We start from the raw sequence: 23,841 nt of genomic DNA on the forward strand, positions 1-23,841 counted from the left end.
AACGCATAGTAAAAATGCCACGCGTTGCGAATCACTCTTAAACAGTTTGTTATGTTGAGGCTATATCACCTATTTTTTTAGACATGTTGAAGCCCGTAATGGCAAAACCTACAGCTTGGTATAGTTTGAGGGCTCGTTCATTATGATAAGCAACCCTCAACTTAATTTGTTCAACACCGCATTCTTGCAACTGTTTTTCTAATTCAGATATCGCCGCTGTTCCATAACCACAACCTCTATATTCACTCGACACGTAAAAGTCGTATATAAAAGTAGACTTGTCAGTAACATTAACGGAATGCCATAAATATCCAACTAAGCACTGTTGTCCATTCAATTCGCTTTCGATACAAAGCAACGAATGCTCTTTCCCCTCCAACCCGTTCGGAAAACAACGATGAAGATCTTTTTTTGCCAACTCAATGGCAAGCTCCATTGAGTGCCCATAGTTTTGAGCAATTTCTCGACTATAATCGTCAATAAAGTACTGACAATAATCAGGATACTCTTCTTGACGCATTTCCCTCAGTACAACCATACATTCCTTCCAATAGGATAAATTCAATCCGCAACATAACGCCGTCTTAAGAGGTGAGCGACGCCATAGCCTCGACAAGCCACCTTAAACACTAAAGCTGAATTTAAACGAAATTCGCCAAGCGTTGCGAATCCTTCTTAAATACTTGTTAGATTTTGGGGCTATTCTCCCAAAGAACTCCACTCCGACAGATTCAATTGCTTTCGTCTAACAAAGTAAAATGTCGCCATAATTAGCCCAGACAAAACACCACCAATCAGAGACATATAGACAGCTTCGAGAACTGGCTTATCTGCTTTACTCCAAACCACAAACCAATTTAAAACACCCCAAACAGGAGCGAACATGATGGCTGAAATAATCCAGTTGTCCATGAAGGTCTGATAATAAGGCGGCGGGAAGTTAAGTCCCATTTTGCATAGTAACTTGACTATTGGTGGATTGTAATTCGACTTCCAAACACCTTTATCATTGAGCTCTTTATGTGCAAATTGGAGCTTCGTTTGATAATCCATGATATCCCCTCAATTCCATTTGACCGCGGAAAAACCTAACGCCGCATTCTTGCGAATCCCCTCATAATTAGGCATAAAAACAATGAGGTAGACGCGCATCGCCGTCTTTGATCTAATGAATATCGCTGAACACACATTTCGAACAAGTGAACTAACGATGCGCGATATTCAGATTTTACAACAAACCATACAAAACCAATGCCCCTCCATTCACAAAAAACGCGTTAGTTCTCTGATACTTGCTACAAAAAGTGTACTTGACGGCTCAGACTTGACGCTAACTAAACTAGGTCGCAAACTGGAAACTAATACCACGGTAAAACATGCGATCAAACGCGTTGATAGACTGCTTGGAAATCGCCAACTACATCGTGAAAAAGACCTAATTTATAAATGGCATGCCTACTTAATAACGGGCGCCAACTCATGCCCTGTGATCCTTGTGGATTGGTCTGATGTTCGTGAACAACTTCGTTATATGACGTTAAGAGCATCCGTTGCACTTGATGGTCGAGCCATCACAATCTTTGAACAAGTTTTTGAGTATGGCCAATATAATTCACCGAAAAGTCACCAAACATTCCTCGATAAATTGCAGAGTATTTTACCCAGTAAAACCAGTCCAATCATCGTTTCTGATGCGGGTTTTCGAAATACTTGGTTCCGACAAGTTCAAGAGAAAGGCTGGTTTTGGTTAGGTCGTGTCCGAGGTGAAGTATCAATCAAACAACCTCATAAACCTTGGGTCTCAAATAAAACCTTTTATCCAACCGCTGTCCATAAACCCAAATATCTTGGCCACTGCTTACTAGCAAAGAGATCACCGATATCTTGTGAAGCCTATGTTTATAAGGGATTAGAAAAAGGCCGAAAAGCCCAGCGCCATAGTAGAACCAGCCAAAAACACTCCGCTACACATCTCTACCAGCGCAGTGCGAAGGAGCCGTGGCTACTCGCGACGAATGTCCCTAGACATATCTTAAATGAAGTACAAATTACCAATCTGTACGCCAAGCGTATGCAGATAGAAGAGGCCTTCCGCGATCTAAAGAGTACCGCCTATGGGATCGCACTTCGTCACAACAGAACTCGTTGTACTAAACGATTAGATATCCTGCTTCTTATTGCGTTGCTCGCTGAAATCTTGATGTGGTGGAATGGCCTCATTGCAGTACAGGCCAAATGGCATTTTGACTTCCAAGCCAACAGCATTAAACACCGCCGAGTTCTCTCCATACCTCGTCTAGGGAGAGAGGTTCGAAATCATCGGCGATATCAAATTAATGAATCCCAATATCAATGGGGAATGTTCGAATATCAAAGGCTCACACACAACGCAGGACTAGGGAAATTATGAGGGGATCCGTCAGCGCCGCATTAAGGCGTGAGCGGCGCTTGGCTATACTTGAGCGAAGCGAAAACGCCAAGCGTTGCGAATCACTCTTAAATGCTTTGTTATGTGATTTTGTAGCCCATATTTCAAACAAGCTTCAGCTCACAGCGATCAAGAAAACCAAATAAAGTACTGGAATGAACACTATCGATAAACCACTTAAATGCTGATTTTATATCAGATAACTGCTCATCGGTTACTTCAAACTCTTTAGGTTCTTTTGGATGCATTAGCTTATTTCTTACCTCAATAGAGCGAATAAAGCTTTGCCACCCATATTGGTCTTTCATTGGGTCTATTTGATTACCAAATAGCTTCTTCGTTAGTTCGATAAAACACTTAACATTAGGTTTAAGAGGTATTCTTGCATTTTTTTCTTCAAACTTACCACTCTCACCAAGGCGGATCTCTTTATCTTTTAAGTACGCTATTTCTTCTCTAGAAAAACTACAAAACTCATCCAAACTTTGCAGTTCTAAGTACATTTTCTTATATTGATAAAGTGAGCTTTCAAAAGCAGCGAAAGCCACCCTAACATACTGTCTTCTATTAAATTGAGTGTCGCTTTGATCCAGTAAATCACGAGAGATCGATACATCTTCGTGAAAATAATTCACTACCATTAGTGCTTGATACATCCGTTCCAAAGTAATATCACTTGAGTTCAATTTCACCGCTTACCTCAATAAATCACATAACGCCTTGTTCTTGCGAATCCCCTCATAATTAGGCATAAAAACAATGAGGTAGACGCGCATCGCCGTCTTTGATCTAATGAATATCGCTGAACACACATTTCGAACAAGTGAACTAACGATGCGCGATATTCAGATTTTACAACAAACCATACAAAACCAATGCCCCTCCATTCACAAAAAACGCGTTAGTTCTCTGATACTTGCTACAAAAAGTGTACTTGACGGCTCAGACTTGACGCTAACTAAACTAGGTCGCAAACTGGAAACTAATACCACGGTAAAACATGCGATCAAACGCGTTGATAGACTGCTTGGAAATCGCCAACTACATCGTGAAAAAGACCTAATTTATAAATGGCATGCCTACTTAATAACGGGCGCCAACTCATGCCCTGTGATCCTTGTGGATTGGTCTGATGTTCGTGAACAACTTCGTTATATGACGTTAAGAGCATCCGTTGCACTTGATGGTCGAGCCATCACAATCTTTGAACAAGTTTTTGAGTATGGCCAATATAATTCACCGAAAAGTCACCAAACATTCCTCGATAAATTGCAGAGTATTTTACCCAGTAAAACCAGTCCAATCATCGTTTCTGATGCGGGTTTTCGAAATACTTGGTTCCGACAAGTTCAAGAGAAAGGCTGGTTTTGGTTAGGTCGTGTCCGAGGTGAAGTATCAATCAAACAACCTCATAAACCTTGGGTCTCAAATAAAACCTTTTATCCAACCGCTGTCCATAAACCCAAATATCTTGGCCACTGCTTACTAGCAAAGAGATCACCGATATCTTGTGAAGCCTATGTTTATAAGGGATTAGAAAAAGGCCGAAAAGCCCAGCGCCATAGTAGAACCAGCCAAAAACACTCCGCTACACATCTCTACCAGCGCAGTGCGAAGGAGCCGTGGCTACTCGCGACGAATGTCCCTAGACATATCTTAAATGAAGTACAAATTACCAATCTGTACGCCAAGCGTATGCAGATAGAAGAGGCCTTCCGCGATCTAAAGAGTACCGCCTATGGGATCGCACTTCGTCACAACAGAACTCGTTGTACTAAACGATTAGATATCCTGCTTCTTATTGCGTTGCTCGCTGAAATCTTGATGTGGTGGAATGGCCTCATTGCAGTACAGGCCAAATGGCATTTTGACTTCCAAGCCAACAGCATTAAACACCGCCGAGTTCTCTCCATACCTCGTCTAGGGAGAGAGGTTCGAAATCATCGGCGATATCAAATTAATGAATCCCAATATCAATGGGGAATGTTCGAATATCAAAGGCTCACACACAACGCAGGACTAGGGAAATTATGAGGGGATCCGTCAGCGCCTTGTTAAGGTGTGAGGCGCGCAATACAACAGCCTCTGCATAGCACCTTAACCACTAAAACTGACGCATAATACAAATGCCACGCGTGCCGAATCACTCTTGAACAATTTGTTATGCATATTTTTCCGGCTAACTCGAAACCACATTAGGATCACTTGCCTTACTGACGGTCAGGTGCAAAACAGGGAAAGGTAACTCACCACTTATACCACCGACCATTTTCTGTATTTCTACTGCAGTAAAAGCGAATAGGTTACAATCACGAAGAGCTGCTAGCTCCAAGCCGATATCTTTACTGGCATTAATTTTTTGAATTGGTTCTAATTCTTGCGCGATTTCAGACCAATCCTTTACATTCTGTAGAAAGTTACCAACGAGCTCAAGTTCATCGTCTGAAAGGTTATCTGTGTAATCCATATAAAATGCTTGGCAACCAGTGATGATTTCAAACATTTCTTTGCCAGTATGGACAACATTTAACTTACTTGGAATCTGAGACTTATCACGAACGACTCTGACATTTCGAATGCTAGGAGCGTCTTTTAATTTTTCTTCTACCCACGTTTCGTGGTTCGTTTTGATAATTCGCAATAACTCTGCGGTATATGTCTCAACCTGATCATCTATTTGTTTGTGATGAAGCCTACAAAGCAAGATTAAGTTTGATACATCGTCTATTTTGTCTCTTGGGAAGTCTACGTCACTTCTAGGACCATTTTTCGCGCCAGAAATAATGTGGCATTCTTCCCCGACAACCGACTCAGAATCATGATCAGTTTTTTCGAAAACCAAGGTGTGCCTGCACATTGCACATTTGTTTCCAGATTTACCCCAAAGAATTTTCCGATTCTTATCCGAAATAGCCATGATTTCCTCTTATATGCATAACGAATGACATGGATTCCCCCTACCGAGGATCTGCCACACTTATGTGGTACTTAAATGCATCGGAGGCACCATGTCTGATTATTCTTATTTCTGCGGTATCGACCTAGCTAAAAACCACTTCAGTCTTCATGCCGTAGACCAAAATGGTAAGGTCATACTTCATAAGTCGGTAACTCGCTCTAAACTACTGACTACAATAGCAAATATGCCACTCATGCGTATAGGCGTTGAAGCGTGTGGTGGTGCACATTATTGGGCAAGAACACTCAATAAACTTGGGCACGACGCCCGCATTATGGCCGTTAAATACGTAATGCCTTATCGAACTAAAGGAAAGAACGACCTTAATAATGCTGTTGCCATATGCGAAGCTGTTCAGCGTCCATCAACTCGCTTTGTACCCGTAAAATCCCCCGAGCAACAAGCCATCTTATCGGTACATAGAATGAGAGAGCATTGGGTTCGTGAACGCACCGCGCTTATGAATCGCATGCGCGCCCTACTCTCTGAATTCGGGTTGATCATTCCTGTTGGCCGCTCTTCGTTAATGAAACACGTTCCCTTAATGCTCGAAGATGCAGAAAATGAACTGCCACACCTCGCAAGAACAGTCATTGCCGATGCTTATCACCACCTTGGTGAATTGAATCAACGTATCGCCGATACAGAACAAGTCTTTGACTCTTTTGCTAAGGTCAGCGCTAATGTTCAACGAGTGATGAAAGTTCGAGGTATTGGGCCGCAAACCGCTACTGCGATACTTGCTTCGATAGGCAATGGTTCTCAATTTGATAAAAGCCGTGATTTCTCTGCTTGGCTAGGACTAGTACCAAAGCAATATTCCACAGGAGGAAAACCTCGCTTAGGTCGGATAACCAAACACGGCGACAAATACTTACGAACACTATTAGTTCACGGCGCAAGGACCGTGATTGCCAACCTTGGCGACAAGCAAGATAAGTTAAGTCAGTGGTGCAGAGGCGTTCTGGAACGAAGAGGAATGAACCGAGCAATAGTGGCACTTGCCGCGAAGAACGCACGAATTATATGGTCGCTTTTACACAATCAAACAGAATATGAAAACTATGCTGCTTAAGTAAAACCTTAAGCAGCATAAAGAGTTAAACCCACCGGGTCATTGCAGACGCTAATGATGGAGATAGGTTAAGACCACTTACGGAGAGCCTGTTAATGCGGCGGACACACTAGATGTCATCTAACGAATAAGGCACCGCAGTCGCGCAAGTCATCAGGGCCACGACGTATGCGAATCGTCGATAAGTAGGCCGAATGTAGAGCGGCAGTCCAAAACCCATCAACATAAGTTTAGCGGATGTTTGACAACCGGGGGAATCCATGTAGAGGAATGAACCGAGCAATAGTGGCACTTGCCGCGAAGAACGCACGAATTATATGGTCGCTTTTACACAATCAAACAGAATATGAAAACTATGCTGCTTAAGTAAAACCTTAAGCAGCATAAAGAGTTAAACCCACCGGGTCATTGCAGACGCTAATGATGGAGATAGGTTAAGGCCACTTGCGGAGAGCCTGTTAATGCGGCGGACACATTAGATGTCATCTAACGAATAAGGCACCGCAGTCGCGCAAGTCATCAGGGCCACGACGTATGCGAATCGTCGATAAGTAGGCCGAATGTAGAGCGGCAGTCCAAAACCCATCAACATAAGTTTAGCGGATGTTTGACAACCGGGGGAATCCATGTAGCCGCGTTAAGTAGTGAGCAACACTACCACCTTACCTAAACCATTACACCGTAAACACAAAACTCAACTTGAATTGAAAATGCCGAGTGTTGCGAATCTGTCTTAAACGCTTTGTTAGCGGTTTGTTCGCAATACAACGAACTCTTCGTCTGTAACAGGGTTATCAACATATTCATGCTCATCAGATATAGTTACAGAAGGTAAAATGGTTTTAACTCGATGCTTGTAACCAACATAACAACAATTAGGAATAAATATATGTTTTATCAGTGGTTTTGATTCCCACTCTCTCTTTATATAAACTTCACCTGGTGTCGAAAAGCTCCATGGTTGCTCACCGAATACACTAAACTGGATATTCACAATATCTTGCACTGTACAGATTGCCTCTAGTGCTAATTCTCGATCGTTCGTATCGGTTTCAGGATTAAAGTGTATCGCCTTGTTTCGCATTACATTTAGCTTACGAAATGCTTCTGCTGCTTCTGGCAATAACTCCCCCCAACTTTCAAGTGTATCGATTACTAAAGGCCAATAATCAAAAGAGCTCTTACGGTAAACCTTTTTATATTCCGGCTTGTCCGAATGATAGGTTCGGAGAACTAACATCAATTGGTTGAGAATACGCTCACCAAGAGCACAAGCTCCCGTCAACGCAGGGTAGTAACTACCAATAACAAATGCGTTTCTAGCTTGCTCTAAGAATTTGTTATGGAATGCTGATACTGAAAATGGCTTGTTGCCCATTGCAACAAAATTTGTAATTTTGGCATTTAGCTGACTAGAGCCATATTGGGAACTTAACCCTTCAACAGTATTCTTGTAGTTATTAATATGATTCTCTTTTACGGTGTCATCCCACTCATCTTTAACAGGAGTTAGTGATGAAGCTCTCGAGTCAAAATCGAAAGAAAGTATCCTATACCTTTTCATAAATACCTTACTTAAAAAACCGCTAACAGCTATATTAGACAGAATAATTCTGCATTTTGTCTCTGAAACAATTCTGTCTAGTAATCTAAACCGTTCAGGCCAAGCCCAATAACTCATTTAATAACATCATCTTACCTACTTATCTTCGTATCAAACATGACGAAAAGCAGATATTTTCCATATAGTTTCGGAAAAATGCAGAAAACCCCCCAATGTATGAGTAAACCGCAGTTCAGGCTATGAAGGGTGTATCTTGGAAACCGTGTTCTCAAACACAAACGCCGACATGATTGTCGGCGTTTTTGCTATAGGTATGGTGAGTGAGAGGTAGTAACTACTTCGCCAATGTACTCAAAAACTCGGCTTCGAACTCTTCATCGGCTTCTCGGGTTAAGCACTCCACCAGCCAATCGATGCTTTGATGGTCGAGCTTACTGTTCACTACGAACGCTTGCTTCACACCAAATTGATCCAGCTTGGCAGAACCATAATTCTTGAACGATTTATTGCCGTGGTAATGGAGTGATTTAATCGCATCCGTGTTTGGTTCTGGTAAGGCATCAAGGGTGTTGGCAAGCTGAATCACCAACTCCATTGGGTTCTTAGATGAAGATATACGATACAGAAAACCGCCCTCTACTCTTTGACGTACCCAGTAATCAAAGCCGCTGCAATCCATCACTTTGTCGCTGACCAGTGCGGCTTCACTGCGATAACCACACGGCTCTACCACAACAGGTGTGTGTTTGAATTCTGGCTGGCCTGATGCGGCATCGGTATGAGGCAAAATCAGGTCACATGGTTTGCTATCTTTGGCGGTTGGGGCATTCCAGTGAATTGGCATGAAGACTTGTTCTCGGCGCATCTCTTTGGTCACCACTAATCGAGCTTGGCATTCGCCTTGTGCACTGCGCACTTTCACTACCGGATTAATAGTGGTGTGATTAAAGGCATCTAGCCCAAACTCATCTAAACCAAGCTCAGCAACCGTATCTGGATGTATGGCGACAAAGGGTTCTGGTGTGTGTTCACCTAAACCTGCGGCCAAGCCCGTGCGGCTCATGGTGTGCCATTGGTCTCGGATTCGGCCTGTGTTCATGATAAGTGGAAATTCGACACTGGTATCGGCAATTGGCTTGTCGTGTTCAACCGAGATAAACTGCGCTTTCCCAGATTCAGTAAAGAACTCGCCATCGGTGAACATGCGCTGTTCAATGATCTCTGGTTGATATTCAAGTACTGGCCATTGCTGTGGAGTGAGTTCGCCATAGCCTTTCTCATTTAACTGAGTCAGACCGATTAAGCATAAATCGCGCGCTTTTCCTGCTTCATTACCGAGCGCTGTCATCTCGCAATACTCTTTGAAGATCTCGCCTTCGTGACGGTAATCAAACTGCTCTTTGAATCCCATATTTTGCGCGACTTCTTTTAATATCCACCAATCAGGTTTGGCTTCTCCTGGGCTTGGTAACACGCGGCGCTGGCGTGAGATTCGACGCTCAGAGTTGGTTACAGTGCCCGACTTTTCACTCCACCCTTGCGCGGGCAGCACCACATCGGCCAAGCGTGTGGTTTCCGTATCGGCAATGCAGTCCGACACCACCACAAACGGGCACTTCTCTAATGCGGTTTTGATCTTTTCGCTATCAGGCAAACTCACGACTGGGTTGGTTGCCATGATCCACACGGCTTTTATCTTGCCGTCATTCATCGCATCAAATAGATCGATGGCTTTTAAGCCTGCGCGAGTAGCCAAGCTGTCAGTTTGCCAAAACTCACTGACGGTTTGGTGTGATTGCGGATCGCCAAATTCAAAGTGCGCCGCTAAGGTATTGGCTAGGCCACCCACCTCTCGCCCGCCCATTGCGTTTGGCTGGCCTGTTACTGAGAACGGCCCCATGCCCGGTTTACCTATTTTTCCGGTCGCTAAATGGCAGTTAATAATGGCGTTTACCTTGTCGCACCCTTGTGTGGATTGGTTTACGCCTTGGGAATAAATAGTCAGCACCTTCTCGTTAGATGCAAAAAACTGGTAGAACTGTTCGAGTTGCTGCTCAGTAAGCCCGGTCAGTTCAGGAACGCTTTTTTTGCCCCAGCCTGATTCGGTATAACGGTAATCTGTGGCTGTTCGAATCGCTTCCGTAAAACCTTGAGTGTGTTTTTCAATGTAATCAGCATCAAGTTTGTCGTTGTCATCTAAGTAGGCTAGCAAACCATTGAACAGCGCCACGTCTGAGCCTGACTCCAACGCCAAGTGCATGTCGGCAATTTCACAGGTATCGGTATAACGCGGGTCAATCACGATCACTTTTAATGCAGGGTTGGCTTGTTTGGCCGCTCTTAACCTTTGGAATAGCACAGGGTGACACCAAGCGAGGTTTGAGCCAGTGATAACGACGACTTCTGCTTGTTCTAAATCTTCATAACAGACAGGTACTGTGTCTGCGCCAAATGCTCGCTTATGCCCGACCACAGTTGAAGCCATGCAAAGGCGAGAGTTACTATCGATGTTGCCACTGCCGATGAAGCCTTTCATCAATTTATTGGCAACGTAATAGTCTTCGGTAAGCAGCTGACCAGAAACATAGAACGCAACCGAATCGGCCCCAAATTCTTCGATCGTTTGATTGAATTTGTCTGCAACCAACTGAGTGGCACTGTTCCAATCCAGATCTTGTTTTTGCTCATTCTGAATATGAGCAGGCTGTGTTAGGCGTCCTAAAGGCGTCACAGTATCACCAAGCGCAATCCCTTTAGTACATAGCTTTCCATAGTTTGATGGATGATCTTTATCACCACGTACTTCTAGTTTTCCTAACGATGTCGGTCTCGCTTCTATTCCACACCCTACACCACAATAAGCACAGGTTGATTTTATCCAGCCGCTGTTTGAATCGGTCATCCGTTTCTCGCTCAATTATCCATAATTGTAATAACTCAAACCAAGCAAATAGCACGCCACTTAATACCAGTCGACCGAATTGAAATATTTTCTATTAAAAACAATAATTTAATTAAATACAAAATATCAACCCCGAACAAAATCGGACTTAACCAAGATAGAAACTTAATTTTTGCACCATCTTGCGGAAAGTTGCACCACAAACGCTCATTTATATAAATCTAACAAAAATTTTACATACCACTTTAGGGGTAATTACGTGCCACCTTAAATTTTTAAATATCTGAAACATATAGATTAAATTTTATTTAAATGAACAACTCGCAATCTGGCACCCTCCTTGCTCCACTAGAAACCAAGACTTAGAAAAAACATTTTTGTTTTTCTTAATGATTATGAATTGAGTGGAATCTCAACCCGGTATTCATCTGCTAACGACTAGAAATTAGATGCTAGTGATGGTGATGCCGAGAATAAGGAATGGATTATGAGCAAGAAGAAAATCGTCGTTGTTGGTAACGGCATGGTTGGACACAAATTTATCGACAACATCCTGCAATCAGACAGTGATGAGTTTGATGTAATTACTTTTAGCGAAGAGCCAAGGCTAGCGTACGACCGTGTTCAGCTCACCGCCTACTTTAATGGTAAAACCGCTGATGACTTGTCATTAACCAGTGAAGAGTATTACCAAAGCAACGGCGTGAACTACTTGTTGAACCAGAAAGTCGCCAAGCTAGACACAGCCAATCAACAAGTCATCACTGAGAGTGGTCATGTTGAAAGTTACGACAAGCTAATCTTGGCGACGGGCTCTTTTCCTTTTGTTCCTCCTATTCCCGGTAACGACCAAGAACACTGTCACGTTTATCGTACTATCGAAGACTTAGACGCCATCGAGCTTTCAAGCAAGAGCAGCAAATCAGGCGTGGTCATTGGTGGGGGTCTGCTTGGCTTAGAAGCCGCAAACGCAGTCAAAAACCTTGGATTAGAAACTCATGTGGTTGAGTTTGCTCCTCGCCTGATGGCGGTTCAACTGGATGACGGTGGCGGCGCCCTACTGCGCAGAAAAATTGAAGACCTTGGTGTGCAAGTTCATACCGAGAAAGCAACCTCTGAAATTGTGGCAGGTGAAACGTCTCGCTACCGCATGAACTTTGCTGACGGCACACATCTAGAAACCGATATGATCGTGTTCTCTGCAGGTATTCGCCCACAGGATGCGCTGGCTCGTAGCTCTGACATTACCATTGGTGAACGTGGCGGCATCGTGATCGACGACAACTGCCAAACCAACCTCGACAACGTGTACGCGATTGGTGAATGTGCCCTATGGGACAACAAGATCTTCGGCTTAGTAGCCCCTGGTTATTCCATGGCAAAAATCGCGGCTTCGCATATTGTCTCTGACGGCACTGACGAGTCTGAATTCACTGGCGCAGACATGAGCACCAAGCTCAAGCTACTGGGTGTAGACGTAGCCAGTATTGGTGAAGTACACGGCAAGACGGAAGGCGCTCAGTCGTATACCTATAACGATGAAATCGAACAAGTTTATAAGCGCCTGATCATCTCAGCTGACGGTACAAAGATTGTCGGTGCAGTATTGGTTGGTGACGCAGAAGCCTATGGCTCGCTACTGCAAATCAAGCAAAACGATATGCCCCTTCCTGAAAACCCATCGGTACTCATTTTACCTAACTTGGCGGATGATTCAGGTTCGGCAATGGGTGTTGAAGCTCTGCCAGACAGCGCTGTGATCTGTTCATGTTTTGATGTGACCAAAGGCGACATTAAAGACGCGGTATCTGCTGGCTGCACCACCATGGCAGCACTGAAAGAAACCACCAACGCCTCAACCGGTTGTGGCGGTTGTTCTGCTCTTGCTAAACAGGTTCTGGATAGTGAGCTAAGTAACCTAGGTGTTGAAGTCTCTAACGATATTTGTGAGCACTTTGCTTATTCTCGCCAAGAACTCACTGACATCATCCGCGTCAACAAAATTAAGACCTTTGATGAGCTGTTAGATTCTCACGGAAACGGACTAGGTTGTACCGTATGTAAGCCAGCAGTCGGTTCAATTTTGGCTTCTTACTGGAACGATTACATCCTCGAAGATCAACACATCGAACTGCAAGACACCAACGACATCTACCTCGGTAACATGCAAAAAGATGGCACCTACTCTGTGGTACCACGTATTGCTGGCGGTGAAATCACACCAGATAAGTTAATCGTGCTTGGCGAAGTCGCAAAAGAGTTCGACCTGTATACCAAAATCACAGGTGGTCAACGTGTCGACTTGTTTGGCGCGCAACTTAACGAACTGCCAATCATCTGGAAAAAGCTGATCGATGCAGGTTTTGAAACTGGCCATGCCTACGGTAAATCAGTACGTACCGTGAAATCGTGTGTCGGTAGCACTTGGTGTCGATACGGTGTCGACGACAGTGTTGGCTTAGCGATTAGACTCGAGAACCGCTACAAAGGCTTACGCTCGCCACACAAGATCAAGTTTGCGGTTTCTGGCTGTACTCGTGAATGTGCAGAAGCTCAATCGAAAGACTTTGGCATTATCGCTACCGACAAAGGCTGGAACCTCTACATCTGTGGTAACGGCGGTATGCGTCCTCGCCATGGTGACCTTTTTGCTACCGACCTTGATGAAACCACTCTGCTGCAATACATCGACCGCATTCTGATGTTCTACACACGTACCGCGGATCGCCTACAGCGTACATCGGTATGGATGGAAAACCTTGAAGGCGGCATCGAATACCTCAAACAAGTCGTGATTGAAGACAAGCTCAACGTTGCTGAAGAACTTGAAGCCGATATCGCCCTCAACATCGAAAAATACCAGTGTGAATGGAAAACGACCATCGAAAACCCTGAAAAGATGAAACGCTTCCAGCACTACATCAACAGCGAAGAAATGGACACTAGCCTGTCATTCATCAAAGAACGAGAGCAACGCTTTCCAAAGCCAAGTTTGAGTGATTCTTCGAATACAAAACGCGATACAAAGCTGACTAAAGCAGACCAAATCGAAGTCACGGAAGTTTCATAAGCCGAATGGACGTGTGAGTGAATCAGTAACAACGAAACCCAATATCGATAGTCGACAGTGGCGCAGCCCAAGAAAACTGCTGTCGGCTATCACCCTAATTAAATTGATTATTAGCTTTATGTTTTGACTAGGAGAAAGTCATGGAAAATTGGACAACCGTATGCAGCACCCGGGAGTTAACCCCAAATGGTGGAATTTGCGCCAAAGTAGACGATAACCAAGTGGCTATTTTTTACTGCAAGCGCAGCGACACGCTTTATGGGCTCTCTAATTACGACCCTATCGGCAAGGCGAATGTTATGTCACGTGGTATAATTGGTTCATTAAGCGGTGAGCCTTACGTAGCCTCGCCCTTATATAAGCAGCATTACCACTTAGAAACTGGCGCGTGCCTTGAACAACCCGATCTCAAGCTCGTGAAATTTGAAGTTCGCAAGCAAGGAGAGCAAGTACAGGTTCTCGCACCGCTTGCTATCGCCAGTTAACTAAACGCCGACATCATCATGTAAACGCTTTATAGGCGTGAGCAATTTCGGCATAGGGTTTAGCCACATGAATGCGTTCGAATTTCGGAAGTAACGCACGAGCTAAAACCGGGTAATTTTCCAGATTTAAAGGATTTAAACCATGGATAACACAAAATTTTCGCTGCTTTCATTTACGGGTAAGATGAAAACCTTACACCTAAGTTGGATGGCCTTTTTTATCACCTTTGTAGTGTGGTTCAACTTTGCTCCACTACTGCAAATGGTAAAAACCTCGCTTGGTCTTTCTACTGAAGAGATCAAAACACTCCTTATTCTCAACGTTGCCTTAACCATTCCGGCGCGTGTCGCCATTGGTATGTTAACTGACAGATACGGCCCTAGATTGGTCTACTCTTCGCTACTCGCGGTCTGTTCAATCCCTTGTTTTATGTTTGCTATGGCAGACTCTTTCATTCAAGCGGCGATTGCACGTTTCCTATTAGGCTTCATCGGTGCAGGCTTCGTGGTCGGTATTCGTCTTGTGTCTGAGTGGTTCCCACACAATGAATTAGGTACTGCAGAAGGTATCTACGGTGGTTGGGGTAACTTTGGTTCAGCTGCGGCAGCATTCACACTTCCTACACTGGCATTGGTATTTGGTGGCGAAGATGGCTGGCGTTATGCGGTTGGTATCACGGGTGTAATGAGCCTACTGTTCTCAGTTGTATTCTACAAAAATGTATCCGACACGCCAAAAGGTTCTACTTACTTCAAACCTGCTCAAGTAACAGCAATGGAAGTGACGTCTAAGGGTGACTTTTTCTTTCTACTCTTCATGAAGATCCCTATGTATGCGGCACTGGCTCTACTGGCTTGGAAACTGTCTCCATCAGGTATTGGCATGCTTTCGGACACAGCGGTTTACGGCGTGTATGCAGTACTTGCTGCCCTGTATGTTTACGAAGTTTCTCAGGTTTGGAAAGTAAACAAGAACGTATTTAAAGAAGAAGTGCCAGAGATTCACCAGTACAAATTTAAGCAAGTTGCTGTGTTGAACGTGTTGTATTTCGCGACATTTGGTTCTGAACTGGCTGTTGTTTCTATGCTGCCACTGTTCTTCTCTGAAACCTTTGAATTAACGCCGGTTCTGGCAGGTATGGTTGCATCGGCTTATGCGTTTATGAACCTGATGTCTCGCCCGGGTGGCGGTTGGATTTCAGATAAATTCGGTCGTAAACCAACACTGCTTATTCTTACGATTGGTCTTGCTGTGGGTTACTTTGCAATGGGTCAAGTCGACAGTACATGGCCAGTATGGCTAGCAGTTGTGGCTGCGATGGCGTGTTCTTTCTTCGTACAAGCGGGGGAAGGTGCGGTGTTTGCAACAGTACCTCTAATTAAACGTCGTATGACAGGTCAAATTGCAGGTATGACTGGCGCTTACGGTAACGTGGGTGCGGTGGTTTACCTAACGGTACTTTCATTCGTAAGTTACCAAACCTTCTTCTTAGTGATTGCAGGAACAGCGGTACTAGGCTTCGTTACTCTGATGTTCATGGAAGAGCCTAACGGTCAAATCGCCGAAGTAAACGACGACGGTAGCGTGACCTTAATTAACGTATCGAGCTAACCACTCATTGAATCGGGAGAGGCACCAAGGTTGGTATCACCGTTTTGGTGCTTCGTTCAGAAGCTCTACGTTCACTAGAGCTTTTGTTCTTCCTCAGATGTGCTCTCAAGCAGATGAGAAAACAGCCAGTTAAGAAGAAGACAGTTAAGAAGCAGACCAGTTATGACGATTTCATTCAGCCAAGGGCAAGTCATCACGCCTGAATCCAATAATCAGCTTATGCTTAAATTTGGTGGTTATTCCAATAAAGGCGTACGTGATGAAAACCAAGACGCCATCATTGTAAAGCACCCTAAGACTCGTGCAGAGCAAGAGCTAAAAGGCAGTGTTGCTTGTATAGCCGACGGCGCAAGTTGCAGTGAGCACGGCCAAAAAGCCAGTCACACTAGCGTGATGCAGTTTATCGACGACTATTACGCCACGCCCAATAGCTGGAGCATTCAGCGTTCAGCGCAAAAAGTCCTAACCTCGCTCAACTCTTGGCTGTTCAACACTTCTGTTTCTAATATTCATCCCGCACAACAAGTTAACCACAATGCGCTCGTTTCCACCTTTAGCAGCGTGATATTGAAATCGAACACCGCGCATATATTCCATGTGGGTGACAGTCGAATTTACCTATTAAGAGATGGTGAACTGCGCCAACTTACTCGAGACCATACTCGTAAAACCATGGGGCAGAAGCATTACCTGACGCGAGCTTTAGGTATGGATAATCAGCTCAACGTTGACTATCAAACCTTGCCAATCAAGAAGAATGATTGCTTCATCCTCACATCGGATGGTGTGCATGAGTTTGTCTCGCCCAACACATTCAAGGAACATATCGACAAACCCGGCGTTGATTTCGAACACGCTGCACAAACGATCTGTAATACCGCTTTAAGCTACAACAGTTCAGACAACGTAAGCTGCTTGATTGTGCAAGTTAACCACCTACCTAAGCCTTCGCTCATTGAATTCCATGAAAAACTGGCTAAACGTGCCATCCCACCCGCTTTAAAACTCGGGCAAAGTATCGACAACTTTATGGTACTTGAGGTGTTGTATGCAGGCTCAAGAAGCCATGTGTATCGTGTTATGCAGAAAGACACACAAACCGAGTTCGTGCTAAAAGTCCCTTCCGTTCAATATCACGATAGCCCGTCGCAACTCCGAGCCTTCTTTAATGAACAATGGGCGGGGATCTTGCTGAATAATAAGAAGGTAATGAAGGTTTACCCGACGCCAGAACATTCGCAATTTTTATATCAAATCTGCGAATGGGTTGAAGGCATCACGCTAAGACAATGGATGTACGACAATCCAAAGCCGTCACTCAATGAAGTGCGCGAAATCTTAGAAAAGATCACGCAAGGTATTCGAGTATTACAACGCGCAGACATGGTGCACCGAGACTTAAAGCCCGAGAACATCATGATTCAACGTGATGGTGAGATAAAAATCATCGACCTTGGTGCAGTGTTAGTGAGAGGCCTTGAAGAGGGAGAGCTCACAGACAAAGACGATACACCATTAGGCGCGGTCAATTATATTGCGCCAGAAACCATCAAGCACAATACGGCGACCACTAGTTCAGATTTGTTCTCTATCGCAGTGATCGGCTATGAGATGCTAACGGGTACATTGCCCTACTCTGAGATGACCGCACAATCGCTTAATCAATCTCGTCACCATCAATGGGAATACCAACCCATCACCCAGAAACGAGCGGACTTACCAAGCTGGGTGGATTTGGTGTTACAAAAAGCCTGTGCGGAATCGCCAAGCGAACGTCATCAAGTGTTGGGGGATTTTGTCGCTGACCTTTACACACCGAACCAAAGCTTGGTAAAAAGCAAAGCCAAGCAACCTTTGATAAACCGAAACCCAATCCAGTTTTGGAAAGTGTTGGCCTTGTTGCTCGGCATTGTTGCCATTGTAGAAATGGGCTTATTACTGAGTACGAGTTAAATCCAAGTTCGAGCTAAACGCGAGGCTTCTAGCTAACTGTAAAGCTCGAGTTAGCCTCGTCTAACTAAGCTTCTCGGCACTAGCTCAATACCAGCTTGATAACGCTTAGCGGAAGCATTTAACGCCAAGGCAAAAGCACTATCTGCAATCACTTCGAATTGCTGTGGCAGTGAATGGACTTTAAAAGGTAAGAAGTCCAATAAACGGTTATCACCAAAGGTTGCCAGCTTTACTTGATTGATCAGCTCTGGCTTTTCGACCATCACATCCAACACACCTTCTAACAAGGTGTAAGACATAGTCACAATCGCATCAGGAACTGTGCCTTTAGCTATCCAGTCTTCAAAAACCTCTCGCCCTGATTCTCTATCAAAGTGTTCTCCATAACCCACAACCATCGGCTTATTTTCTGTTAGCCCTGTTTGTTGAGTATGCGCTTTGTTCGCTGCTTCAAAACCTAAGTGACGTTCGCGTGAAATGTTCAGATCAGGTAACGCGCCGATTAAACCAACACTATGAATGCTGTCATCAAGGATCGAGTGAGTCAGTTCAAATGCGGCTTCGAAATCTTCACTGATCACACACGCAAAGTGCTCATCATCTAACGGACGGTCAATCGCGATTACGGGTGTACCTGAGTTTTGCAGCTTCAAGTAAAACTCATTGGCGTCTGGCATTGAGCTAGCCACCAGCAAGGCATCGATACGACGGCTCACCAAAGCTTCAGCGACCTTTCGTTCGGTTTCAGCATCATCATCAGAACACCCAATCAGGATTTGATAGCCCACTTTACGTGAGTTCTGCTCTATCAATTTTGCTAAACGCGCGTAACTGCTGTTTTCGAGATCAGGAATAATCAAACCAAATGAACGACTATTACCAGCACGCAGCGACGAAGCAGCATGGTCTGGTCGGTAGTTATACTCTTCCACAACCGCCATGACTTTCTGCTGAGTCTTTTCACTGATTCTGTATTTCTGCGCCTTGCCGTTGATGACATAACTGGCCGTGGTTTTCGATACTCCAGCCAATTTAGCAATTTCATCAAGTGTCATATGGGTGACCTGTATTTTGTGCGTAGGATCATATAACCAATGATCTGATCCTCGGATTAGTTGAATTATATGCTGAATCGATTCAGTATAAAAGCTGAAAGGATTCAGCAAAATCTGAAAAGTGACTTCAATCATCCTTTTGAATGGATTGAGCGTCATTTGTTGTGATTCAACTTCTCGTTATTAACGAAACTGAAATTACGACACGCAGCAAAACTATTTTGAAAACCAAAATCGGCTTTGCTGAATTTTTTTACACTGAATGCTGAACCGATTCAGCAAGCATAAGGCAAAGAGTTAAGCTCCATGAATCTTGCTCTAGACTGAATCGTAGCGATACACAAATTCTCAAGCGATACGCTAAAGAGGCACCATGCTTAAATTATCAAAATCTGACATCACTCTTGGTCAAAAGGCCGATGACAAATTCAAAGCAATCCAACACATTGCTGGCGACCTTACCGCGAAAGGCTTAGTTGACTCTGGCTACGTTGAAGGAATGCTGAACCGTGAAAACCAGAACTCTACGTTCCTAGGTAACGGCATCGCGATTCCTCACGGAACGACTGACACTCGCAACCTAGTAAAAAAGACAGGCGTAGCGGTACACCACTTCCCTGAAGGTATTGATTGGGCAGACGGCAACCGTGTTTACGTAGCAATTGGTATTGCAGCTAAATCTGACGAGCACTTAGGCATTCTTAAGCAGCTAACGAAAGTGCTAGCGGCTGACGGTGTTGAAGAGAAATTAAAGCAAGCGAAATCAGAAGACGAAATCATCGCCCTACTTAACGGCGAAGTTCAGCTAGAAGCAGACCTAGATGCTTCTTTGGTTCAGCTACTGTTCCCTGCAAGCGACATGGTTCAAATGTCGGCAGTTGCAGGCGGCCTTCTTAAGAATACAGGTTGCACAGACAACGCATTCGTTGCCGACCTAGTAACAAAAACACCAACTCACCTAGGCCAAGGCCTGTGGTTGTTGGGCAGCGATAAAGGCGTAACTCGCACTGGCGTATCGTTTGTTTCAACAGCAAACCATTGTGAGTATGAAGGCACACCAGTGAAAGCATTGGTCGCATTCGCAGCTTGCAACAGCGCGCACCAATCTATTCTGGCAAACCTAAGCAAGATGGTTTTCGAAGGTAAACAGCAACAACTGTTAACTGCTGACGTTGCACAAGTGATTGGCCTTCTAAAAGGTGAAGCGGTTTCTACAGCGTCTCAAGACGATGACAACTGCGCAGTATTCAAAATCAAAAACGCACACGGCCTACACGCTCGCCCGGGTGCAATGCTGGTAGCAGAAGCGAAGAAATTCGAATCAACTATCCGCGTTTCAAACCTAGATGGTGACGGAAAAGAAGTGAACGCGAAGAGCTTGATGAAAGTGATCGCACTTGGCGTTAAACACGGCCACCAGCTTCAGTTTGTTGCTGAAGGTGAAGATGCAGCACAAGCACTTGAATCGATTGGCAAAGCTATCGCTTCAGGCCTTGGCGAAGGTTAAGGAATCGATATGTCTGATAAACAAATCAAAGCCGTTACCGTTACGCTAAACCCTGCCCTAGACCTGACTGGCGCTATCGACGCACTTAACGTGGGTTCAGTGAGCCTAGTAAACAAAGGCTCTCTACATGCGGCAGGCAAAGGCGTAAACGTAGCAAAAGTACTGTCAGAGCTTGGCGCTAAAGTGACCGTAACAGGTTTCCTTGGTCGCAATAACGAAGAAGCCTTCTGCCAACTGTTCGAACAGATGGGCGCAACTGACCGCTTCATCCGAGTTGATGGCGCGACTCGTATCAACGTGAAATTGGTAGAGAATTCAGGCCAAGTAAGCGACATCAACTTCCCAGGTGTTCCTGTTGATGCTGACGCGATTAAAGCGTTTGAAGAAACCTTGTTAGAACTGGCTGAAACGCACGATTACTTCGTGATTGCAGGCAGCTTGCCACAAGGCGTATCGCCAGAGCTTTGCGCTTCTTGGGTACAACGCTTGCGTGACCTAGGTAAAAAGGTGCTGTTCGACAGTAGCCGTGACGCACTTAAAGCCGGTATCAATGCACAACCTTGGTTAATTAAGCCAAACGATGAAGAGCTATCTCAACTATTCAACGCAGAACTGACAACACGTGACCAATGCCAACACGCAGGCCAAGCCCTAAGTGAAAAAGGCATCGATAACATCGTGGTATCACTTGGCGCAGAAGGCGTGATGTGGCTAAACCAAGGTGAATGGTTACATGCTCAACCGCCGCGTATGCAAGTGGTGAGCACGGTAGGCGCAGGTGACACCTTAGTTGCTGGCCTATGTTGGGGTCACATGCAACAGATGCCAAAACCAGAACTTATTAAATTCGCCACTGCCCTATCTGCTCTAGCAGTTTCACAGGTAGGCGTGGGCATCACCAGCCAACAAGAGCTGGATTCAGTACTACAAAATATCCAATTACAGTCGCTTAGTGCTCCAACTAGCCAGTTAGACACAAGCAAATAGGACAAAAGGTTTATTATGAATATTACCATTATCACAGCTTGCCCTAGTGGCGTAGCAAACAGCATCATCGCAGCAGGCTTGTTAGAGCAAGCAACAAAAGCACTGGGTTGGAACGCCGCTATTGAATGTCAATCAAGCGTGTTACCTGAATCTCCAGTATCACAAGACGCTATCGACAGCAGCGATGTTGTGGTTATTGCAGCTAACACAAACGTGGATAAAACACGTTTCGTGGGCAAAAAAGTTTACCAAGCAGCTATCTCTGAGTGCACTGCAGATGCAAAAGCATTTCTAGAGAAAGCGGCAGCAGAGGCAACGGTATTAGAAGCTTCTCAAGTTGAAAGCACTGTTAAAGTGACGGGTACGTCACCTGCTACAGGCAGCAAAAAGATCGTAGCGATTACGGCTTGCCCAACTGGCGTTGCACATACCTTTATGGCAGCTGAAGCGCTTGAAGCAGAAGGCAAACGCCTAGGTCACCAAATTAAAGTGGAAACTCGCGGCTCTGTAGGTGCGAAAAACCAACTGACAGACCAAGAAATCGCAGACGCTGACCTTGTTATCATCGCAGCTGACATCGACGTACCTCTTGATCGTTTTAACGGCAAAGCGCTGTACAAAACGACAACGGGTCCTGCGCTTAAGAAAACAAAGCAAGAGATGGAAAAAGCATTCGCAGAAGCTAAACCATACCAACACACTGCTTCTTCAAATTCAGCACCTGCTGACGAGAAGAAAGGCGTGTACAAGCACCTAATGACAGGTGTATCTCACATGCTTCCAGTGGTTGTTGCGGGTGGTTTGATCATCGCTCTTTCTTTCGTATTCGGTATCGAAGCGTTTAAAGAAGAAGGCACACTGGCAGCAGCACTGATGACTATCGGTGGTGGTTCTGCATTCGCACTGATGATTCCTGTTCTTGCTGGTTTCATTGCATTCTCGATTGCTGACCGTCCGGGTCTTGCTCCAGGTCTAATTGGCGGTATGCTGGCTAGCTCAACGGGCGCTGGCTTCCTAGGTGGTATCGCGGCTGGTTTCATTGCGGGTTACTCTGCAAAACTCATTGCCGACAAAGTTCAGCTTCCACAATCTATGGAAGCCCTCAAGCCTATCCTGATCATTCCGTTTATCGCGAGTTTGTTCACTGGCCTTGTGATGGTGTACATCGTTGGTGGTCCTGTATCTGGCGTGATGAGCGCAATGACAGACTTCCTAAACAACATGGGTACGTCTAATGCGATTCTTCTAGGTGTGATTCTAGGCGCAATGATGTGTTTCGACCTTGGTGGTCCGGTAAACAAAGCGGCTTACACATTTGGTGTTGGTCTGCTGGCTTCGCAAACTTACGCACCAATGGCGGCTATCATGGCAGCAGGTATGGTTCCTGCTCTAGGTATGGGCCTTGCGACTTTCCTAGTGAAAGACAAGTTTGAAGCAAGCGAGCGTGAAGCAGGTAAAGCATCATTCGTTCTTGGCCTATGTTTCATCTCTGAAGGTGCGATTCCATTCGCAGCGAAAGACCCAATGCGTGTTATCCCAGCTTGTATGGCAGGTGGTGCACTAACGGGTGCTCTATCAATGATGTTTGGTGCACAGCTGATGGCTCCACACGGCGGCTTGTTCGTACTACTGATTCCTGGCGCTATCTCTCCAGTGCTTATGTACCTAGTGGCGATTGCAGCAGGTACAGCAGTAACAGGCTTTGGTTACGCAGCACTTAAAAAGATGAGCGGCTCTAAAGTAACGGCAGAGGCTTAATCCCCCTACTCTGTTTAGATGACAAACAGAGACTCTTGATAAACTGTTCCTTGAAACAGAATAAAGGCTCCTCATATGAGGAGCCTTTTTATTATTCGTGCATTTTCCGGTCGGAATGAGTTAAGTACAATATTGGTATATTTGATTAACTACTCAGCGTTTCTTCAAAGACACCCAGTTCACGACCAAGCCAAATCGCACGTACTGTGTGATCCAAAGTTTCTTCACCGCCAGTTACCGGGTGAATAAGCACCGACATATCGCCGCGTTCTTGCTCAAGCCACTCAACAATACCCGACTCTTTGTTAGCAAAGTGAATTTCAAACATCGGCATCTTATGTGGGCCAACCAAACGCTGGATTAATGGGAAAGTCTCTAACACATCTTTACGTTCTGAGAGGATTTTCTGACGCAGTGTTTCTGCCTGCTCTGCAAATCGCAAAGGGAAATAGATATGACCGTGGTACATGGCACCATCCTTTAGAA

General features: G+C 44.9%; 18 protein-coding genes. 10 read left to right on the forward strand and 8 right to left on the reverse strand.

Annotation, left to right across the window (positions count from 1 at the left end):
* Positions 1–49: 49 nt before the first annotated feature.
* Complete coding sequence (locus tag AB8613_RS23480) at positions 50–538, reverse strand: GNAT family N-acetyltransferase (protein WP_146490143.1); 489 nt, start codon at positions 536–538, stop codon at positions 50–52.
* A gap of 161 nt (positions 539–699) precedes the next feature.
* Positions 700–1,053, reverse strand: a complete 354-nt coding sequence (locus AB8613_RS23485; protein WP_372385158.1) for a DUF6404 family protein — start codon at positions 1,051–1,053, stop codon at positions 700–702.
* Positions 1,054–1,210: 157 nt separating this feature from the next.
* Here AB8613_RS23485 and AB8613_RS23490 point away from each other — a divergent pair, with 157 nt between their 5' ends.
* Positions 1,211–2,410 (forward strand): IS4 family transposase, encoded by a 1,200-nt coding sequence (locus AB8613_RS23490; protein ID WP_065681753.1) that lies wholly within the window; start codon positions 1,211–1,213, stop codon positions 2,408–2,410.
* 122 nt (positions 2,411–2,532) lie between these two features.
* Here the strand turns inward: AB8613_RS23490 and AB8613_RS23495 are convergent, their stop codons facing one another.
* Complete coding sequence (locus tag AB8613_RS23495; protein WP_372385159.1) at positions 2,533–3,120, reverse strand: hypothetical protein; 588 nt, start codon at positions 3,118–3,120, stop codon at positions 2,533–2,535.
* Between the two features lie 142 nt (positions 3,121–3,262).
* Here AB8613_RS23495 and AB8613_RS23500 point away from each other — a divergent pair, with 142 nt between their 5' ends.
* Positions 3,263–4,462, forward strand: coding sequence for an IS4 family transposase (locus tag AB8613_RS23500; RefSeq protein WP_065681753.1), 1,200 nt, complete (start codon positions 3,263–3,265; stop codon positions 4,460–4,462).
* A 145-nt stretch (positions 4,463–4,607) separates the two neighbouring features.
* Here the strand turns inward: AB8613_RS23500 and AB8613_RS23505 are convergent, their stop codons facing one another.
* On the reverse strand, positions 4,608–5,345 hold the full coding sequence (locus AB8613_RS23505; RefSeq protein ID WP_017420609.1) for an HNH endonuclease signature motif containing protein: 738 nt from the start codon (positions 5,343–5,345) through the stop codon (positions 4,608–4,610).
* A 91-nt stretch (positions 5,346–5,436) separates the two neighbouring features.
* On the opposite strand from AB8613_RS23505, the gene AB8613_RS23510 reads away from it, so the two are divergent.
* A complete protein-coding gene (locus tag AB8613_RS23510) occupies positions 5,437–6,462 on the forward strand; it encodes an IS110-like element ISVisp6 family transposase (protein WP_372385160.1) in 1,026 nt (341 codons plus the stop codon).
* Between the two features lie 745 nt (positions 6,463–7,207).
* Here the strand turns inward: AB8613_RS23510 and AB8613_RS23515 are convergent.
* Positions 7,208–8,143 carry a hypothetical protein gene (locus tag AB8613_RS23515; protein ID WP_372385161.1) on the reverse strand — a complete coding sequence of 312 codons (936 nt, stop codon included), beginning with the start codon at positions 8,141–8,143 and terminating at the stop codon, positions 7,208–7,210.
* 217 nt (positions 8,144–8,360) lie between these two features.
* Positions 8,361–10,943 carry a molybdopterin oxidoreductase family protein gene (locus tag AB8613_RS23520; protein WP_372385162.1) on the reverse strand — a complete coding sequence of 861 codons (2,583 nt, stop codon included), beginning with the start codon at positions 10,941–10,943 and terminating at the stop codon, positions 8,361–8,363.
* A gap of 472 nt (positions 10,944–11,415) precedes the next feature.
* Here AB8613_RS23520 and nirB point away from each other — a divergent pair, with 472 nt between their 5' ends.
* The 4 genes from nirB (at position 11,416) to AB8613_RS23540 (ending at position 18,048) form a co-directional block, all read left to right on the forward strand.
* Complete coding sequence (gene nirB / locus AB8613_RS23525) at positions 11,416–13,998, forward strand: nitrite reductase large subunit NirB (RefSeq protein WP_372385163.1); 2,583 nt, start codon at positions 11,416–11,418, stop codon at positions 13,996–13,998.
* 140 nt (positions 13,999–14,138) lie between these two features.
* Positions 14,139–14,483, forward strand: a complete 345-nt coding sequence (gene nirD / locus AB8613_RS23530; protein ID WP_372385164.1) for a nitrite reductase small subunit NirD — start codon at positions 14,139–14,141, stop codon at positions 14,481–14,483.
* Between the two features lie 142 nt (positions 14,484–14,625).
* Entirely contained in the window at positions 14,626–16,095 is a 1,470-nt protein-coding gene (locus AB8613_RS23535) for a NarK family nitrate/nitrite MFS transporter (RefSeq protein ID WP_372385165.1), read from the forward strand.
* Positions 16,096–16,257: 162 nt separating this feature from the next.
* Positions 16,258–18,048 (forward strand): protein kinase, encoded by a 1,791-nt coding sequence (locus AB8613_RS23540; protein ID WP_372385166.1) that lies wholly within the window; start codon positions 16,258–16,260, stop codon positions 18,046–18,048.
* Between the two features lie 50 nt (positions 18,049–18,098).
* Here AB8613_RS23540 and cra read toward each other — a convergent pair whose 3' ends face one another.
* A complete protein-coding gene (gene cra / locus AB8613_RS23545; RefSeq protein WP_285954622.1) occupies positions 18,099–19,103 on the reverse strand; it encodes a catabolite repressor/activator in 1,005 nt (334 codons plus the stop codon).
* A gap of 373 nt (positions 19,104–19,476) precedes the next feature.
* Here cra and fruB point away from each other — a divergent pair, with 373 nt between their 5' ends.
* Genes fruB through fruA form a run of 3 tightly spaced genes read left to right on the forward strand, consistent with a single transcriptional unit; the run spans position 19,477 to position 23,355 of the window.
* Entirely contained in the window at positions 19,477–20,610 is a 1,134-nt protein-coding gene (gene fruB, locus AB8613_RS23550; protein WP_285954623.1) for a fused PTS fructose transporter subunit IIA/HPr protein, read from the forward strand.
* A gap of 9 nt (positions 20,611–20,619) precedes the next feature.
* Complete coding sequence (pfkB, locus tag AB8613_RS23555; protein WP_280604129.1) at positions 20,620–21,597, forward strand: 1-phosphofructokinase; 978 nt, start codon at positions 20,620–20,622, stop codon at positions 21,595–21,597.
* Between the two features lie 15 nt (positions 21,598–21,612).
* Entirely contained in the window at positions 21,613–23,355 is a 1,743-nt protein-coding gene (gene fruA, locus AB8613_RS23560; RefSeq protein ID WP_372385167.1) for a PTS fructose transporter subunit IIBC, read from the forward strand.
* 145 nt (positions 23,356–23,500) lie between these two features.
* Here fruA and AB8613_RS23565 read toward each other — a convergent pair whose 3' ends face one another.
* Positions 23,501–23,824: a DOPA 4,5-dioxygenase family protein gene (locus tag AB8613_RS23565; protein WP_052880068.1), complete on the reverse strand. Its 324-nt coding sequence runs from the start codon at positions 23,822–23,824 to the stop codon at positions 23,501–23,503.
* Between the last annotated feature and the right edge of the window lie 17 nt (positions 23,825–23,841).

Origin of the sequence: Vibrio sp. BS-M-Sm-2 (assembly GCF_041504345.1) — a bacterium.
GTDB classification, from domain to species: Bacteria; Pseudomonadota; Gammaproteobacteria; order Enterobacterales; family Vibrionaceae; genus Vibrio; species Vibrio satsumensis.